The sequence below is a fragment of the Paenibacillus sp. MCAF9 genome, assembly GCF_052114265.1.
GTDB lineage: Bacteria > Bacillota > Bacilli > Paenibacillales > Paenibacillaceae > Pristimantibacillus.
Genome location: NZ_JBFREL010000021.1, coordinates 63,747 through 80,917, shown reverse-complemented (window position 1 = coordinate 80,917; position 17,171 = coordinate 63,747). Strand labels below are relative to the sequence as shown.

General features: G+C 41.0%; 13 protein-coding genes and 1 pseudogene. All 14 read right to left on the bottom strand.

Translation table 11 applies throughout. The features are described 5' to 3' along the window. Positions 1 to 31 precede the first annotated feature (31 nt). A complete protein-coding gene (locus tag AB4Z45_RS24095) occupies positions 32 to 2,656 on the bottom strand; it encodes a glycoside hydrolase family 3 C-terminal domain-containing protein (protein WP_441912125.1) in 2,625 nt (874 codons plus the stop codon). 409 nt (positions 2,657 to 3,065) lie between these two features. After that, complete coding sequence (locus AB4Z45_RS24090) at positions 3,066 to 4,040, bottom strand: aminotransferase class I/II-fold pyridoxal phosphate-dependent enzyme (RefSeq protein WP_441912123.1); 975 nt, start codon at positions 4,038 to 4,040, stop codon at positions 3,066 to 3,068. Positions 4,041 to 4,053: 13 nt separating this feature from the next. Continuing rightward, positions 4,054 to 5,052: a biotin synthase BioB gene (bioB, locus tag AB4Z45_RS24085; protein ID WP_441912121.1), complete on the bottom strand. Its 999-nt coding sequence runs from the start codon at positions 5,050 to 5,052 to the stop codon at positions 4,054 to 4,056. A 34-nt stretch (positions 5,053 to 5,086) separates the two neighbouring features. Further along, positions 5,087 to 5,980 (bottom strand): annotated as a pseudogene (locus tag AB4Z45_RS24080) (aminotransferase class III-fold pyridoxal phosphate-dependent enzyme); the annotation flags it as partial. Positions 5,981 to 6,317: 337 nt separating this feature from the next. Further along, positions 6,318 to 7,505: a staphylopine family metallophore export MFS transporter CntE gene (cntE, locus tag AB4Z45_RS24075; protein ID WP_441912119.1), complete on the bottom strand. Its 1,188-nt coding sequence runs from the start codon at positions 7,503 to 7,505 to the stop codon at positions 6,318 to 6,320. 58 nt (positions 7,506 to 7,563) lie between these two features. Continuing rightward, positions 7,564 to 8,298 (bottom strand): ABC transporter ATP-binding protein, encoded by a 735-nt coding sequence (locus AB4Z45_RS24070; protein ID WP_441912117.1) that lies wholly within the window; start codon positions 8,296 to 8,298, stop codon positions 7,564 to 7,566. A 3-nt stretch (positions 8,299 to 8,301) separates the two neighbouring features. Beyond that, positions 8,302 to 9,108 carry a staphylopine uptake ABC transporter ATP-binding protein CntD gene (gene cntD, locus AB4Z45_RS24065; RefSeq protein WP_441912116.1) on the bottom strand — a complete coding sequence of 269 codons (807 nt, stop codon included), beginning with the start codon at positions 9,106 to 9,108 and terminating at the stop codon, positions 8,302 to 8,304. 4 nt (positions 9,109 to 9,112) lie between these two features. Further along, positions 9,113 to 10,009: a staphylopine uptake ABC transporter permease subunit CntC gene (gene cntC, locus AB4Z45_RS24060; protein WP_441912115.1), complete on the bottom strand. Its 897-nt coding sequence runs from the start codon at positions 10,007 to 10,009 to the stop codon at positions 9,113 to 9,115. Further along, the gene (gene opp1B, locus AB4Z45_RS24055; protein ID WP_441912114.1) at positions 10,010 to 10,942 is read right to left on the bottom strand and encodes a nickel/cobalt ABC transporter permease; all 933 of its coding nucleotides are present in this window, start codon (positions 10,940 to 10,942) and stop codon (positions 10,010 to 10,012) included. A gap of 92 nt (positions 10,943 to 11,034) precedes the next feature. Then, positions 11,035 to 12,651 carry a staphylopine-dependent metal ABC transporter substrate-binding lipoprotein gene (gene cntA, locus AB4Z45_RS24050; protein ID WP_441912112.1) on the bottom strand — a complete coding sequence of 539 codons (1,617 nt, stop codon included), beginning with the start codon at positions 12,649 to 12,651 and terminating at the stop codon, positions 11,035 to 11,037. A gap of 44 nt (positions 12,652 to 12,695) precedes the next feature. Further along, positions 12,696 to 14,000, bottom strand: coding sequence for an opine metallophore biosynthesis dehydrogenase (locus AB4Z45_RS24045; protein ID WP_441912110.1), 1,305 nt, complete (start codon positions 13,998 to 14,000; stop codon positions 12,696 to 12,698). Between the two features lie 29 nt (positions 14,001 to 14,029). After that, the gene (locus AB4Z45_RS24040; protein WP_441912109.1) at positions 14,030 to 14,824 is read right to left on the bottom strand and encodes a class I SAM-dependent methyltransferase; all 795 of its coding nucleotides are present in this window, start codon (positions 14,822 to 14,824) and stop codon (positions 14,030 to 14,032) included. Between the two features lie 26 nt (positions 14,825 to 14,850). Then, positions 14,851 to 15,684: a diaminopimelate epimerase gene (locus AB4Z45_RS24035; RefSeq protein ID WP_441912155.1), complete on the bottom strand. Its 834-nt coding sequence runs from the start codon at positions 15,682 to 15,684 to the stop codon at positions 14,851 to 14,853. A 560-nt stretch (positions 15,685 to 16,244) separates the two neighbouring features. Continuing rightward, complete coding sequence (locus tag AB4Z45_RS24030) at positions 16,245 to 16,784, bottom strand: GNAT family N-acetyltransferase (RefSeq protein WP_441912107.1); 540 nt, start codon at positions 16,782 to 16,784, stop codon at positions 16,245 to 16,247. Positions 16,785 to 17,171: the final 387 nt, after the last annotated feature.

Here is a 17,171-nt window from a genome sequence, read left to right as displayed (position 1 = left end):
AGCAACCCGGCATGGTAACCGTCGCAAATATTTATTTCCGAACGAAAAACTCTCCTGTTAGCGGAACGTCGCCCGAGTTTGGTCCGACCATTACCTCAAATTTACCCGGTTCCACAACCCAATCATGGCTTCTAGTAAGTGTACGGAGTTGTCTGTATCCCAGTGTAAGCGTGATGCGCTTTGTTTCGCCTATTTCAAGATGAATTCGCTTAAACCCTGCAAGCTCCTTGACTGGTCTGACCGTACTGCTGAATTCATCCCTAATATAAAGCTGAGCAACTTCCTCACCTGCGACATTTCCCGTATTAGTTACGTTAAACGATACATCCACTGTTCCATCCGGAGCAATTTTCCTTGCTGAAATGTCAAGATCCGAATACGCAAATGTTGTGTAGCTCAGACCAAACCCGAATGGGTACAGTGGGAGCCAGTCCATTTCAACATATTTATGTCCATAGAATGGTGTGCGGTTATAGTATACAGGTAGCTGACCAACCGATCTTGGGAAAGACATCGGAATACGACCAGCAGGATTGACATCTCCGAAAATAACTTCTGCAATAGCATTTCCGCCCTGCTCTCCAACAAACCATGCCTCTATAATCGCGTGCAGATGCTCTGCCTCCCATGTGATCGACATCGGACGTCCGTTTTGGAGGACAAGAACAACAGGCGTTCCTGTTTCATAAATTCTCTTGACGAGTTCAAGTTGTCTGCCTGGAAGATTAAGGTCCGCTCTGTCCAGGTTCTCTCCACTAGTCTGATCGTTGTCACCCACCGCTACAATAGCAACATCCGCCTCTTGTGCTGCTTTAACCGCAGCGTCCATATAATCGTTGCCGAGGCTGTAACCGAGGATTACCCTTACCCCACGTGAATCATTGAGATACTCAACCTTAACATCGTACTCTTCGCCTTCGACAAATTTGAACGCAACCATCTGATTGGAGTCAAGGTCGCCCCAACCGTCAACAAGCAGCGTGCCGTCGATCCACAAACGCATGCTGTCCATGCTGCTGAGTCCAATGTAACCATCCACAGTATCGCACGGTTTAATTTTGCCTGTCCAACGAACGGTGAAGTTATCTGCGTTTACACCGTCAGCAGGTTTTGTGTAAATCCAGTTGAAGTTTATCTGTTTGTCATTTCGCACACAAACAGGATCTCCCTCAAAAGAAAGAGAATTGTAGTACTCACCTACAAGTCCGTCGTTGCCATCATTGTCCTTGAGCCATTTGCCCGGTATAGTCATTAAGTCGGACTCCAGAATTTCGCAGCCCTTGGCGTAGATAACTTCGGTCTTTTCCGAAACAATGTTTTGGATGCCTTTCAAAAGCGTAACCGCATGCTCAGGCACAACTGGGCTGCTGTAATCTCCGTAACGGGGAACATCCGCGCTTGGTCCAATCACTGCAATCTTGCCAATGTTTCTTTTGAGAGGAAGCGTATTTTTGTTGTTTTTCAACAGGCAGATCGACTTTCTTGCAACTTCGAGAGCCATCTGTACGTGCTCCTCACTGTGCACAACTTTCGAAGAAAGTTCGATATCTGTATATGGATTTTCAAAGATTCCAACTGTAAATTTAACTGTAAGTACACGTCCAGCAGCTGTGTCTACTACTTTCTCGTCCACCTCACCTGATTTTACAAGGTCAATAATGCTGTCCTGGTATATATCATGCGGGAAGTCGTAAAGCTGCATGTCAACGCCGGCTTCAAGACCCATTTTGATAGCTTCCCGATTGTTTTCAGCAACAAAGTGCATGGTATGCAGCATGGAGACAGCCGTCATATCCGCTCGTACGAAGCCCTTCATGCCCCACTTATCGCGAAGTACACCAGTAAGCAGCGAATGGTCGCTAGCTACAGGAGTGCCGTCAATAGAGTTATAGGAACACATTGTGTTCATTGCACCCGCTTGAAAAGCAGCCTCAAATACAGGCAGACAGTAAAATGCATTATCATGATGCCCCATCATGGCCGGAGCACAATTGTGTCCTCCCCTAGGAGCACCGTATCCTGTAAAGTGTTTGGGTTCCGACACTACGGCATCGGGTCTTGTAAGGTCATCCGTTTGAAGCCCTCTTACCATGTTCTCCGCGAACATAGACCCTAGATAAGGATCCTCTCCGTATCCTTCTTCCACTCGTCCCCATCGGATTTCCCTAGCTAGATCGAGAACAGGTGCCCAAACCTCATGTATACCAAAGCTGCGCGCTTCGGAAGCGATGACTCTCGCTTGTTTATACCCGAGTTCTGGCTCAAATGTTGATGCGAGTGCTACCTGCTGAGGGAGCACTGTACAGCCTTTCCACCCAAAACCGTGAAGTCCCTCTTCACTAAAGAGTACCGGAATCCCCCATCTTGAATTTTGGATGATATACTCCTGAATTTTATTAGCAGTCTCCGCTTTGGAATTTCGGTTTTGGATGCATCCGATTCCAATTCCAGCAGATACCTTTTCCATCTTTTCGTAGTTAAGCAAATCTGCATTTAAGCCTTCTACTGAATCGGAAATTTCATTTCCAGAATAAATATCAAGCTGTCTTACCTTTTCTTCAAGTGACATTCTCGATATAAGGTCCGCAACTCTTTCTTCAATAGGCAAGCTTGCATTCATATAAGGGTAATGTTGTAAGTCTTTTCTTGTGCTCATTGTTTTCTCCTTTTAGCTCTCTGAGTGCTTGATTCTTTCATTTGTTGGCTAAAGTATCTGTCAAACTTTAAATGAACAAGATCACAAGCCTGAATGGCCATATTGCCCAGCCTGGAATAAGATCATAGCTGTATACCGAATTTCATAATTAAGGTTTTATTCGTAGTCCTGAAGTTGAAACAACTTCTCCAGACTCTAAACTATTAGTCTATTAGTAAAAGCATATTCTTAGATGATAAACTCCCAAACCATATTAGTATTTGAACTAACAAGACTTAATTTTGCACTATGTGGACATGAATGGATAATCGGAGATACAGAAGCAATAGCGAACCATTAGAGTTTCGAAAATCGGCGTACTCAGAAAAAACAACCGTTCCCCTACTAAGTATAGGAAAACGGTCGCCGCTTATTTTACTACTTCTTCTCCTTCTCCCCATGTCGTCACTCGGACGCTAACTAGAGGCTTCGGAGCGCCTTCGAACTTGCAACTAAAAGATAGCGGTTGTCCACCTGTCCTTACGATTGGCGCATCGGCGAAAGCATGAACGGTTTTCAGCAGATTCCAGTTCTGATCATAAATTTTACCGATTCTGTCACCTTCACAAACGAGATATTGGTTCACGAAAACTTCTGTATCAAATGTCATATAAACACCGTTCGTATAAAAAGTTGGACGTTTAATCGAAGCATCTTCGTTACAATATGAAGGAATGACACGCAGCGTAAATTTTAGCGGTTGATCCGCATATCGGTTGAAATGCGTCCAATCTGCTCCCCCTGGCTGGCCTGGCTGCAGCTCCGCCGGGTTGCATACGAGCGGTTTTGAGATATGAACAGGGTATAAATTCCACTTTCCTTCACCTGAAGCTTCCAAATGCCAGTCGCTTTTAAGGTCCTTCAACCGTTCCCGTTGTTCGGATGTGAAGGCGCCGGCTTGTCTTGCTGTCTCCCACTCGCGCACGGATGTAAATACCGACTCGATGTTACCGTTTCGCCCAAGCACCTGCATATCGACAACTAAAGCAAAACCAGCGTTAAAAACACCAGAGTTAGCCATATAGCCATTTGCAAAAACTAACGCTGCTTCACAGTTTTGCCAATCAGCTAGTTCTTCTTCTAGACAACCATAAGGTAATCGGTTGCCTGTCACATGGCGTGATGCACCTGGACTAGCTCCTTCAGTAAGCAAGGTCTCACGCATCGCTTCAAGTATGGCAGGATGCTGGGCGAGTCCAAGATAGTCATTAGAGGACAAATTGAGCAATGTTCGTTCTCCGCGCATCTTATAACCAGGTGATCTGAATACAGAGCTAGTTATACGCAAAGAACGCTCCCTCGAAGCATCAGCCAATAATTCTAGTTCTTCTTCCATCCATTTCATAGTCGGCACCGCCTTAAAGGGCATTTAACTCAATCTCAAAGCCCAAATCCTCAATAATTTGATGATCAGCTGATATGTCTTGGCCTGCTGTCGTTAAATAATCCCCCACAAAGAGTGAATTCACGGCAAAAAGAGATAAAGGCTGCAGCGTACGAAGGTTGACCTCTCGGCCGCCTGCCGCGCGGATTTCTTTAGAAGGGCATATGAAACGAAACAGTGCTAGTACCTTCAACGCTTTCATCGATGGCGTGCGACCTGCGTGTTCTAGTGGTGTTCCCGGTATTGCATTCAGAAAATTGATTGGAATTGAATCCGCATCTAGTTCGCGCAGCGCATAAGCCATTTCGACAATTTCCTGATCTGTCTCACCCATGCCAATAATGACGCCAGAGCAAGGAGACATGCCGTATGTCTTTACTTTTTCCACCGTTTCAACGCGTTGATCATAAGTATGGGTCGTCGTGATGGAAGGGTAGTTGGCTTTACTGGTGTTCAAGTTGTGGTTGTATCGATGTACGCCTGCTTCAGCAAGTCGCCTAGCTTGATCATCCCCTAGAATACCCAAACATGCGCAAATTTTTAGAGGCATCGTTTGACGAATTTCTTTTACTGCAGCCACCACTTGGTCTAGCTCCCTGTTTGTTGGGCCTTTCCCGGACGCAACAATACAATAGGTTCCAGCTTTACGCGCCATCGCTTCACGTGCACCTGAAAGCAATGTGTCTTTATCAAGCAGGGAGTATTTTTTAACTGGAGCCGTCGAAACGATCGATTGCGAGCAATAGCCGCAATCCTCTGGGCAAAGACCGCTTTTGGCGTTGATGATCATATTCAGCTTCACTTTTTTACCGTAAAAATGTTTTCTCACCGTAAACGCTGCTTGCATGAGCAGCAGCAGCTCGTCTTCGGCAGCTTCAAGCACAGCGAGCCCCTCTTCTAACGTTAAGCATTCTCCATGCAATGCTTTTCGGGCAAGCGATTGCCAATCCATCTCTACTTTAATTGTTTTCATCTCTATTATCCTCCCATGGGTTTAACTGCAAGTCCTTATCGCGAACGAGCTCTATTCCGATCATTAGTCCCTTTTGCATGACTTCACCGACATGCTGGCAATCCTTTAGCACTGCGAGCTTTTGCTGGACAAATAACGCCTTTGCTCTTACTCCTTCGATCATATTGCGCTCTTCAAACAGCTTTAGGCTTGCCAAAGCAACGGCACATCCAAGCGGGTTGCCGGTATAGGAATGACCGTGGAAAAATGTTTTCTGCTCTTCGTAATCAGCATAAAACGCTTCATACACTTCGTCAGTTGCAAGTGTCGCTGCTACAGGCAAATACCCACCGGTCAGCCCTTTGCCTATCACCATCAAATCAGGCGAAACATCTTCTAGATCACAAGCGAACATCTCGCCTGTCCGACCGAAACCAGTCGCCACCTCGTCAGCGATGAGCAGTACGCCATACTCACGGCACAGCGCAGCCATCTGGCGTAAACAGCCTGAAGGCATAACGATGATCCCCCCAGCCCCTTGCACGATCGGCTCCACAATAAGTGCCGCAATTTCATCCGACTTAGTCTCAAGCAAATGACGCAATGCCGCTAACGTCTCTTCCATTGCCTGCGCCTCACCGCCTGCATGATGATAAGCATAGGGATATGGAATGGTATAAGAAGAAAATAACATGGGGAGAAAAGTGTCATGATACAGAGGAATGGCACCGACGCTCACCGCGCCAATTGTATCGCCATGGTATGCTTGGTTCATCGTTACAAACTTCGTCTTACCTCGTATCCCCTTGTTATGCCATTATTGAAACGCCATTTTGATCGCGATCTCGACACCGGTTGCTCCTGAATCGGAGTAAAACACTTTGTTTAGTCCTTCCGGTGTAATTTCCACCAATTTTTCTGCAAGCTCAATTGCAGGAACATTAGCCAATGATCACCATCCATTATTTTTAATTGTTAACCTTAAATTTAGAAATTTGGTTAACAAACGGATTTTGCTATTCTAGCAGACCTGCACTCCCCTGTAAAGAGAATTCAAAATGAAAGATTAAAGATTAACTCCGTAAGGAATCAACCGAAAGCCTCATGAATAATAACAAAATATAGAATTATACTTTTGTTCAGCTACTCCAAAAAACACTAAAATAGAAACAACAAAAACCCTTCTGCTCGGATCACAAAAGGGTCGATCTTTTAAATTATGAAATATGATTTATTGTTTTTTTAGCTTGCACATGTGTATGAATAATAAATATTTTCAAGCCCTGTTATAGTTGTCGAACAGACATTTTCCCTCGATCATATGCAAGGATGATCATCGTCGCACTTAAGCCAGCACAGATCATATACATCATAGAATAAGAGGTGAAATCAGATATTGGCCCCATAATAACGCCGCCCAGAGAAATTCCTAAATCAGCCATAGCAATAAAAAGTCCGATTAACATATTGCGGCTCTTCTGCGGCAAAACAAATGTTAAATAGGTTGTTAACGTAGGATAGATGAGAGCCTGAGCCGTTCCCATTAAAATGGAACCCGCATAGAAAAAAACAGCTCCTCCCGTTACAGAAAAGCTCACGCATTGCGCCGCCAATGTCAAAAGGAGCATATTCCCCATCATAAACGATGAATGCCATTTTCCGTCCGATGGAATCTTTTTTCTTAAAGCAAAACGGGCCAAAACAACGGTACCCGCTTGAAGCATTAGATAGATTCCTGCATTGCCGTTTTTTAATTCCGAAGCGTATAAAGGAATAAAGGTGGTAACGGCTCCAAATACCATTGAAGCTACTAACATCAACATGCTGCACTTAAACAAAAATGGATTAGTTACTAACTGACCGAAGGATTTAAACATACTTTCTGACTGCCCTGTCTGATTTGCAGCAGTCTGATCGCTTCCTTGATCCATTTTGGTGCCATAGCCGAACACCCCCGTAAAGATCGCAATCGCAATCATGACCATCGTAAAATAACTCATATCCCCCGTTTGCCAAATGCCCAAAGCCAGAACAGGGCCAAGGATACCCGGCATATACGTAAATAAAGAATAAAGTGAAATGCCTTGGGAGCGATCCTTCTCTGGCAGTGAATCAATGATGCCGATCTGCAATGCCATTGAGAAAAAAGCAGTTGAAACTCCTTGTAAAATACGGGCAATTAAATAACCCTCTAAACCCGTAATCGTATAGAGGATTAGAGCAAAACCATTGACGATAAGAATAATGCGCAGCACTTTTATCGGTCCGTGCATTTGAATAATTCGGCCTGCCCACGGTCGAAAAAACATGGTAGTGAACAAATACGCCCCCATGATTAAACCGATCGTTGTGTTGCTGGCTCCGAGTGACTCTCCACGCAAAGGTATAATGACATTTAATATGGAATTGCCGCTGAAATAAAGAAGAGCCAGCATATACAATCGTATAAAAGGCCAAGATAATGCTCCACTCACAACTTCCCTTCCTCCTAACTTCTGCATGCAAATATCCTATTCTCCAAAACTCATTCAGCTAAAAAGTGATAAGCATCTGCAGCAATTTTTTCGCATATTCCGACTTGACGTCTTTTAATTGTTCGATTCTCACTATTTCTTCAATTTGACCATCTCTAAAAATAAGGACTCTATCGCAAATGTAGGCTGCAGCCTGTATATCATGTGTGATAAATACATAACTCATGTTGTACATTTTTTTTAAATCTTTTAATAAATCAAGCACTTGGGTTTGAACAGATACGTCTAATGAGCTGATTGCTTCATCTAACACAATGCATTTTGGTTCTGTGGAGATGGCTCTTGCAATACATACCCTCTGTACCTCTCCGCCCGATAGTTCATGTGGATATTTATTTCTATAGGATGGATGTAATCCAACTTGATTTAACAGCGTATCAACCATACTATGTTTTTTTTTATACCTTTTTATTGGCTCCATAATGGCTTCTTCGACCGTAAAAAAAGGGTTAATGGACGACTTATAGTCTTGAAATACCGCGCTAATTTTGCCCAAGCGCACTTTTCTATCCCCTACACTCTTGCCATCAAATAAAACACTGCCTCGGTCAGGCTTTTCAATGCCTAATAACAAACGCCCTAAGGTTGATTTTCCGCTGCCGCTCTCTCCAATAATACCGAGACATTCACCCGCTCCACATTCAAAACTAATATCATTCAACACTTTTTGTTTCTTTTTCGAAAAAAATCCGCCTTTTTCATACGATTTATCCACATGATCAATTTTCAGCATGGATCAACCCTCCCCCATGATCAGCTTAAAGTGATTACTCAACGCCATTCTAGTAGACAACAAATATTTTGTATATTCATGCACTGGTTCTGAAAAAACAGCTCGGATGCTCCCTTGTTCGACAATCTCTCCATCCTTCATAACCAAAACGTCATCAGCCATTTTTTTTACAACGCCGAGGTCATGAGAAATAAAGATCATCGAGCAGCCCATTCGCTCACGCAATTGCATAAATTGTTCAATCACTTCAAATTGTGAAATGGTATCCAGACCCGTTGTTGGCTCGTCTGCGATAATAATGTCGGGCTCCAGTACTATTGCGAGCACAATCATAACTCGCTGCAGCATGCCACCCGATAGCTGATGCGGATACTTATTCATCATTTCGATCGGATTGTTCAACATCACGCTTGCCATAGCTTTGTTCATTTTTTCTACAATTTCGTTCGTACTCCAGCCGAAATGTTCATAAAGGGTTTCCTTCAAATGAATGCCGATTACACATGAAGGGTCAAATGCACTCATCCCGTTTTGCATAATCATACATAGCTGCTTTCCCCTTTTTTTCCTCATTTCATGTTCAGAAAGATGATTTAGATGTTCACCTTTAAATACGATTTCGCCGGATTGGCGCAGCCAGGCTTTATTCAACCCCATAATCGACCTGCTGGTGACAGACTTGCCGCTCCCGCTTTCCCCTACTATAGCAAGGCAGCTGCCTTGCTTTAACTCGAATGAGCTGTTATGAATGATCACATGATCCGTTTTCATATCCCATACTTTTAAGTTTTTCACCGCTAATACATTCATGGCTTTAATCTGCCACCTCTTTTTCGCAAAATCTTTTTTTGGTCACGATTCGTTTCTCTTGAAGCATAGAATTAGAGCTCATTAACTGAGGATCGAGTGCAATCTGAAGGGCATCCGACAAGAAATTAAATGCCGAAACGATAATAATAATAGCTATGCCTGGGGCTAACATGAGCTCAGGTCTTGTAAACATAACTTCCCGCGCTTCATTCAGCATCATTCCCCATTCCGCGTCGGGCGCCTGAATGCCTAATCCTAGAAACGAAAACCCTGATATTTGCAAAATCATCGAACCGATCGCGCTGCTAGAGATGACTGTTATGTCCGCAAATGTAACCGGAATCATGTGCTTATAAATAATTTTTACATTGCTGATGCCAGATGCTTTAGAAAATTTGACATAATTAAGTTCGGAATACTGCATCACAGACGTTCTGATTACCCGAGCAAACCATGCCCATTTCATAACAACAAACGCTATCAAAATGTTTTCAAGACCTACGCCTAGAATGCCGACTAACGCCAGTGTCATAACATATAGCGGGAAAGAAAGCATGATATCGCAAATTCTCATAATAAAGGCATCTACTTTTCCTCTAAAGTAACCCGCGATAAAGCCTAATAGAGCGCCTATCCCTATCGATATCGCTAATGCAGCCAATACCCATAAGACACTGGGACGAATGCCATAAATTAATCGGGATAGAATACATCTCCCCAAGTGATCGTTCCCGAGCAGGTATTCCCAGGACGAAGATGCATATCTTACGCTCATCTTGACTTCGTTAGGATCATGCGGGGCAAAAAAAGAGGGGAATAATCCGACAATAAGCGTTGCAGCAATAACGATTAAGGATATGCTGCCTATTTTATCTTCGCTTATGTTTTTTAATCGTTTCATCTAGATCTCCTTCCTCATTTTAGGATTCAAAGCGGCATTTACGATGTCCGAAACGGTATTAAATAATACAAATGCGACTGCCACTATCAGAACATAGGCTTGGATCACAGGGAAATCTCTGCTTAGAATCGATCTTATACTTAAACTGCCTAACCCTGGCCACGCAAAAACATTTTCAACAACGACGGTGCCTCCTAAAATAATCGGGATAGCCATACCGAATATCGTAATAGCAACCTGCAAGGAATTTCTTAATATATGCATCGTAATTTTCTTCTCAGACAAGCCAGATGCCCTGCCATATAGAACATAATCTTCATTTAGATTGCTTATCATCGAGCTTCTGACGTTTCGAAAATAAATCCCTGCATAACTTATCGCAATCATAGTTACCGGCAAAATATAGCTTTTATACGAATCCATTCCGCTCGTAGGCAGCAAATCCAATTTAACGGATATATACCAAATTAAAATAGCTGCAAGCCAGTATGACGGCATGGATGTTAGTAAAAATGAGATGCCCCTTACTGATTTGTCTATCATTTTCCCTTCATTTATTGCACTAAGCACCCCCAATAGGATGGACAAAACAATAACAACGATAGATGAAACCAGCGTTAGCTTTAACGTATTCAGAAAAGCTGGTCCAACTAATGACCAAATCGGTTTTCCTGTAACGTACGAATCTCCAAAGTCTAGATGCAAGCAGGCAGCGACCCAATGTAAATAACGAATGATAAATGGCTGGTTCAAGCCAAGCTCTTCGTTCGTTTGAGCAATTAAAGCATCTGTTATATTGGGTATGCCTTGCGCTTGCAATATCAATTCAGCCGGATCTTGCGGTGAGAGATTAATCAATACAAACGTTATAAACGAAATAATTAATAGAAGAGGGATTGCTAACAATAGCCTTCTGATGATGTACCTTGCCATAAAAAATCTCCTTTCCAAAGAAAATATCAAATGACTCTATCCTTCTTTGCTCAAAATAAAAAGGGAGAAATCCCCCTTTTCATTTTTGAGTTCTATTCAAAGCTCATTCGCTCGAATGGCAGCTCAAATTGTGTTTGTTTAAACGTGATGTTCTTTAAGTCTTTTGGCGCCACAATCGTGACACTGCCATTCGAGATTGGAATAAAGACAGCTTCATCATGAACGATAGTCATAATCTCAGCGTATAATGATTCCCGTGCAGCCTCATCCGTGGATACCATGACCTCATCAATTTTCTTGTAAAGCTCACTTGCTTCCGCAATTCCGCTTGTTGTATGCAAATAAGCATTCTCAGAAGTAAAAGCAGAGATAGTGCTTTGCGGATCATAAGCGAGTCCCCATGTTTGATTGAATAATAAATCATAATCTCCAGTTGATCTTCTTTTGGCAATTGAGGTTGATTCCTCACCGATAATCTCCAATTGAATACCTATCTCCTTCAAAGAGCTTTGAATAAATTCAGCCTGCGTTTTTTGGGAAGAAGAATTACTGTCATAATATAATTGGATTGCTAATGTTTTGTTTTCCTTTACTCTAGCTGCAGCGCCTTTCTCCAGTTTCCATCCTGCACCTTCCAATAGTTGCTTCGCTGCTTCCAAATCATAGTCTCGTTTCTTCAAATCGACATTCGCATAATTGACGTTAGCTGAAAATAGGGAATGGGCTGCTGATTCAGTTCCGTTAAAAATATCCTTACTAATCGTATCTCTATCAATAGAGTGCCAGATGGCTTCACGAACAGCTTTTTCACTTACGGGATGATTGGATTTACTGCTGTTGGCCACGATCATTTTTGTGTTCATCGCTTCACTTCTAACAAGCTGATAATTGCCTGTTTTGATTAATTGTTCCATCGCTTCAACATCGATACTGTCTGCACCACGATCGTCAGTGAACACAAAGTTCACTTCACCCTTTTGCAAAGCTAGGAATGTCGTCTCCCCCGCTGGGAGAACTTTAGAAGTAATTTTTTTAATGTTAGGTGCGCCGCCCCAGTATGCGTCATTTGCTTCAAACGAAGCATACTCATCGGTTTTATGTTCCGTAAGCTTATATGGCCCTGTGCCGTTGTAGCCGTTTACGCCATTTTTCGTTTCTCCATCCATAAAGTTTTTAGGGGAGATGAATACGTACGGCCTAGTCATGGATAATTCAACTAAGGTTGGATAATAGGATTCAGACAGTGTGAGTTCAACTGTATATTCATCAAACGCTTTAACGCTTACTATTTTTGTCGACAGCTTGATCCAAGTATGCTTTTCTTTATTATGTTGTACCGCTTCAATATTTTGCTTTACAGCCTCTGCATTAAAAGGTTCACCATCATGGAACTTCACATCTTTCCTCAAATGAAAGGTATATAATTTTCCATCCTCAGAAATTTCCCATGATTCAGCCAGTAAAGGCATGATTCCCTCCTTTGTGTTTTCGACTAAAGATTCATACAACAATCCTTGTGCTGGCATTGAACCTGCATACAGATGCGGATTCATATCATTAATATCTTTCGCCGATGCATATACAAGTTCTGATTTCTTTTCCTTATTTGTTGAATCCGATTTCGCATCTTTGGCGCCGCTGCAGCCTGCCAGCACAATTGAAAGCATCAGCATGGCTAATACAACAACAAGATAATTTCCTTTTTTCACAATATTGCCTCCTAAAATATATAAGTTCATTATGCTTTCAACATTTACGCTTCTAAATTTTTGCCAATTTCATTGCAGATCCTATTCAAGTCTTCCTCAAAACTTTGAACGGCAAATGCAGCAGATAATCTAACTTCCTTTTGAGATTGAGCAATTTCTTCCAATTTATTCTCATAGGTAAGTATGAATTTATCGATGGTAGGGCAGCTCGAATCTATATATTTTGCAATTCCCTGAATGATTTTCAGACGATAATAATCCTCCTTTGGCATTCTTGGAATATCCAAATCACCTTCCCTATTGATGAACATCTTTCTAATAGGGACTGCAGAAAAGTCGAAATATTTTCCATCCTTATCTGGTTCAGAAAAAGGATCGATCAATAGCGAGGCATAACGGATATACAACAAATACTCTTGATGAATAGTTTCGAATGTGGGGAAATTATCTATATCATGACGTGATAAACTTTCGAGTCGTACCGGATAATTGTCATCCGTCATAAATTTAAGTAAATTAATACCTTTTATATGTAACTTACTGATAATATTCATAATTTCTTTCCAATGGGCCAACATCTCACGAATGAGTAATGGTGTAATTGGCCCTTCAGGATAAATTTTATAAACATACTTTATGGTTTCTCGATCCCCAAAAATCGTGCTTAATGAAACGTCATTCATAAAGAGCGGCGGATGAACATATAACGAAATATTTCTAGTTTCTGCTTCAATCGGTGATTCCATGATGTCTATCGCAATACCTAATTGTTTATATGCTCGACAGAGTTCATCGACATTAGGGGATGGGTAATTTGTGGAGCCTATAAAAACTTTTTTCTTAACCGCTGTCGTTAGAACATGATTTGTGGGTATACCGTCCATCCATCTTGTGTCACCAAAGTAGGTGGAAAAACTAATAATTTCCGTACACGGATTATAATCATTCATATAATGGCGAATTAAGCTATTCGAGCCTAACGTCGGTGAAATTAATAACATACACTTTACTTTCCTTAAAAGCTTAGGATCGATTTGTTTCAACACTTCGATATAGGCATCCGTTGTGACCGCAAATATAAGGGTATCCCATTCACCTGTGATCGTTCCGTACCCTTTAAAAACGTGATCAACAAAACATTCGCCCTCCATAGAACGATGTTTTTCGTTCTGAATGCTTACTCGTATAAGCTGATTGCTCTGTTCAAGCGCTTCAAAAAATGACTCAGAACGAACGGATTCTCTTCCCACAATAGCTAAATGGCAATCCCAATATTTTTTTAGATTCACAGCGAGTTGAATCGAAGCTGGTCCCGTGCCTAACAGCAAAACACGTTCGAAATCACTCATAAAGGCCTTCCTTCCCTTGAACAAGCACATTATGCTTTTTTGTACAATGCAATATCAAACAAATGATCTGGACGTGTTACCTGTTCAACCAACTTCCACTTTTGAGCATTCACCTCTTTCAACGGGAAATTGAATAATGATTTTAATTGTTCTCCATATCTCACTGCCACAACGACATGCTCATTGGTCAATGAATATAGTTGATCCAATATGTCATATTTATTTTCAACGGTTGAGCTAAATATGATATGAGTCGCCTCTGTCGTAAATTCAAGCTTTTCCACCAGTCTTTTCTCTAATCGAATTTTCAAGCCACTGCCAAGTTTCTCCACAACGCTCCGTCCCAGCTCAATAGCTTCATCATCAATATCTAAGCCAACGACTTCCGCTCTAGTGCGCTTCGCAATCAAAATGGGCGTCATCGGAAATGCACCTGAGCCTATTAATAACACTTTTGAATCCGAGGATAGTTGGAAGCTCCCAAATTCTTCTTCGATGCACGATTCTATGTTTTTGAAATAATCGGTTATCTCAGCATTTCCTTCATGAAGCTTTAATGCACGATATTTCTCCATAATCGCAACGCAAAATGCCGATTTTCTTCTCAAATCCACCACAAGTTGAAGAATATCATTGGAATCATAATGTCCAAGTAGATCCCAAGCTTCATGGTTACTTCTGTTTGTTACGAATTTCGAATATTCATCTATTAAATTTTCCAACTCAGAGCTATTGTTAACCGTATGATCATATCGAACTGCTAAACGATCGAATTTATCTGAAAATTCAATTAATTTATTTTGAAAACTCTCCACCTTATTCATTGTTTTCCCCCTGCTATAAAGAATCACTACACTTCTATAAAAGCTTTGCCTTGCGCAACAATTCCAACAGATCCTTCAATTTTAAGACTAGCAAGTACTTCTTTATAGCAATCCGCCATTACTTTAATCGTGCCACCGGGTTGTTTTATTTGTGCAACAACTCCCTTCTTATTTTTCCATGCTAGATAAGCACCCAATGAAGCAGTACCTGAACCGCATCCCCTTTCCCAGATCATACTGTCTAGATGCGGAACATAAATCAGCGGAGCTAATTCAGCAGATTTTGATTTATACAATAAAATGCCAACCAAGCCAGCTTCTAAAGTTGATGCAAATAATTTAGCTAATTCTTGCGCTTTTTCTCGATTCCATTTATCAAATTGCTCAACCTCTATCACAATATGAGTAAACTCGTGGTAACTCACTAGAATAACATCGATATCGCAACCGTCATGTTTAATCGTTCTCTTTTCTATCTTGTTAGGAACTGGCATAGCAACTTGACATAAATATTCATCTGCCATTTTTCTTACCTGGCAAATGATTAATTTATCTGTTCCTGATACCTCTAATCGCATTTCCGCCAAGGCATCCTGATCCAACCCTTTTTCTGACGCAATAAAAGCTGCCAATGACATGCACGCATTACCGCAAAACTCACCTCCAGCCATGATTAAATGTGCATCCGCTTCTTTTTTATTCGATTTTTCGATAAAACCTACTTGCTCTGCATTCACGTTGTCATAGGACATCATTTTTGTTGCAATATGCTTATACTCATCAACAGGATGATTCGATTTAACTAAAATCGTCATATTTTGTGTTGGATTAAATTTAATAAAATCTATTTCCTGTTTCATCACAACTACCCTCAACCCTCCGATTTTTTATTGGTATTCCTTTAATGTGTAGAGTTTCCCAAGCTATAAAGTGTAATGATTACGATATAACATTGTTTAAATGTAATGATTACGATTATCACTCACAGGATTGATTATAGCATGATGTTGAACCGTGTCAATATTGATTTTGGTTTTTTTTGGATTTTCAATACTATTTGACGCTACTAAACAGCGGTTGCACGAAATTTAATGTTTTTCAAAAAGAAAAGCCACCTAAAAAGGCGGCTTACAATCCAAAAGAGTGCAAAAGAATATTTTCCATTCCCCACTCCCAGCTTTAAATCCAACAACAATGGAACAATTCCCACCCATTAACCTTTTTCTTCTGTCCTCGATAGGATGAAAGTGTTCTGATTAACGGGAGCTCTCCCTTGTACATGCTCTTAAAACTCTCTACTGACTTACTATTGTAAATTGTTTTTTATCCAGCTAAGCAGTAACGTTGGTTATTGTGAAGCTTTTCGTCGTACAAAAATTTGTACCAAAATTTTCTTAAAGTTAGTTTTTAACACAGTTTGTTACGTAGCAATATCATGTTGAATGGCTTTACTGCAATCTAAGAAGTCTAACCGCTCTACTTTATACAAATCATAGATCTGTTGCGAATTATTTATCGATTTATATATTTGATGGTTTATATCATTTGCTAATTTGGTGTACGGTAGTTTCTCTATCGCCTTCCTCGATCGAATATTTTGTTTACGGACTTTCAAAAATACCGTTTCGATACTATGTTCAAGGAATAGTTCAGTAAAAAAGGATTCCTTCGCTCGTTGGTTATAACCTTTTCCAAAATAAGGAGCTCCAATCCATGTGGCTAAGAAGCCGCTTTTATTAACAATATCATATAGATCAATAGTACCAATGGGATGTCCATTCTCATTTATAATTGTTCTAGATATACATGTCTCCTGTTCTTCTTCAACAATCAACTGTTTGGTTATGAATAAGTATTGTTCATAAAATTGACAATTATAACGAACGTAAGGAAAAACCGCAGGATCCATCATTAAGTCATAAAGTGAATGGCATTCCTGCAAATCACGTTTTTTTAACATCAAATCTACCACCTAGTCCTTTTATTTCGCTATTTCTAACCATTAAAGTATATAAAAGAACTTCGATGCTTTAATTAAATCTATATGGTCTTTGAGTAAATTCATCGTAGAATTTACTTACGCTTTATCTGCGGCAGAGAATGATGTGAGCTGATCTTATCAGCTTGTCCAAAATCCCTCATTTATAGCGTATCCTTTAGCAGATAGGTCACTAAATGAGCAATAAAAATAGCCACCTGGAAGGGCATGTCATTAAGTTAAGCTTTGAGACAAGATCAGAAATCAAAACGAAATCCGAAGCGGCAGAACGTTTTTGCGAATCAGTGCTTCAACCTCGGGCGTGGGTTCATCATCCCTTGAGAGCAGGAAATGTCTTCAATCTACTTC

Bases quoted from the DNA above. Each gene is read 5' to 3' on its own strand.
- AB4Z45_RS24095 (WP_441912125.1), bottom strand. From the start codon at position 2,656: ATGAGCACAAGAAAAGACTTACAACATTACCCTTATATGAATGCAAGC.
- AB4Z45_RS24090 (WP_441912123.1), bottom strand. From the start codon at position 4,040: ATGAAATGGATGGAAGAAGAACTAGAATTATTGGCTGATGCTTCGAGG.
- bioB (WP_441912121.1), bottom strand. From the start codon at position 5,052: ATGAAAACAATTAAAGTAGAGATGGATTGGCAATCGCTTGCCCGAAAA.
- AB4Z45_RS24070 (WP_441912117.1), bottom strand. From the start codon at position 8,298: ATGCTGAAAATTGATCATGTGGATAAATCGTATGAAAAAGGCGGATTT.
- cntD (WP_441912116.1), bottom strand. From the start codon at position 9,108: ATGAATGTATTAGCGGTGAAAAACTTAAAAGTATGGGATATGAAAACG.
- cntC (WP_441912115.1), bottom strand. From the start codon at position 10,009: ATGAAACGATTAAAAAACATAAGCGAAGATAAAATAGGCAGCATATCC.
- opp1B (WP_441912114.1), bottom strand. From the start codon at position 10,942: ATGGCAAGGTACATCATCAGAAGGCTATTGTTAGCAATCCCTCTTCTA.
- AB4Z45_RS24045 (WP_441912110.1), bottom strand. From the start codon at position 14,000: ATGAGTGATTTCGAACGTGTTTTGCTGTTAGGCACGGGACCAGCTTCG.
- AB4Z45_RS24040 (WP_441912109.1), bottom strand. From the start codon at position 14,824: ATGAATAAGGTGGAGAGTTTTCAAAATAAATTAATTGAATTTTCAGAT.
- AB4Z45_RS24035 (WP_441912155.1), bottom strand. From the start codon at position 15,684: ATGAAACAGGAAATAGATTTTATTAAATTTAATCCAACACAAAATATG.
- AB4Z45_RS24030 (WP_441912107.1), bottom strand. From the start codon at position 16,784: ATGTTAAAAAAACGTGATTTGCAGGAATGCCATTCACTTTATGACTTA.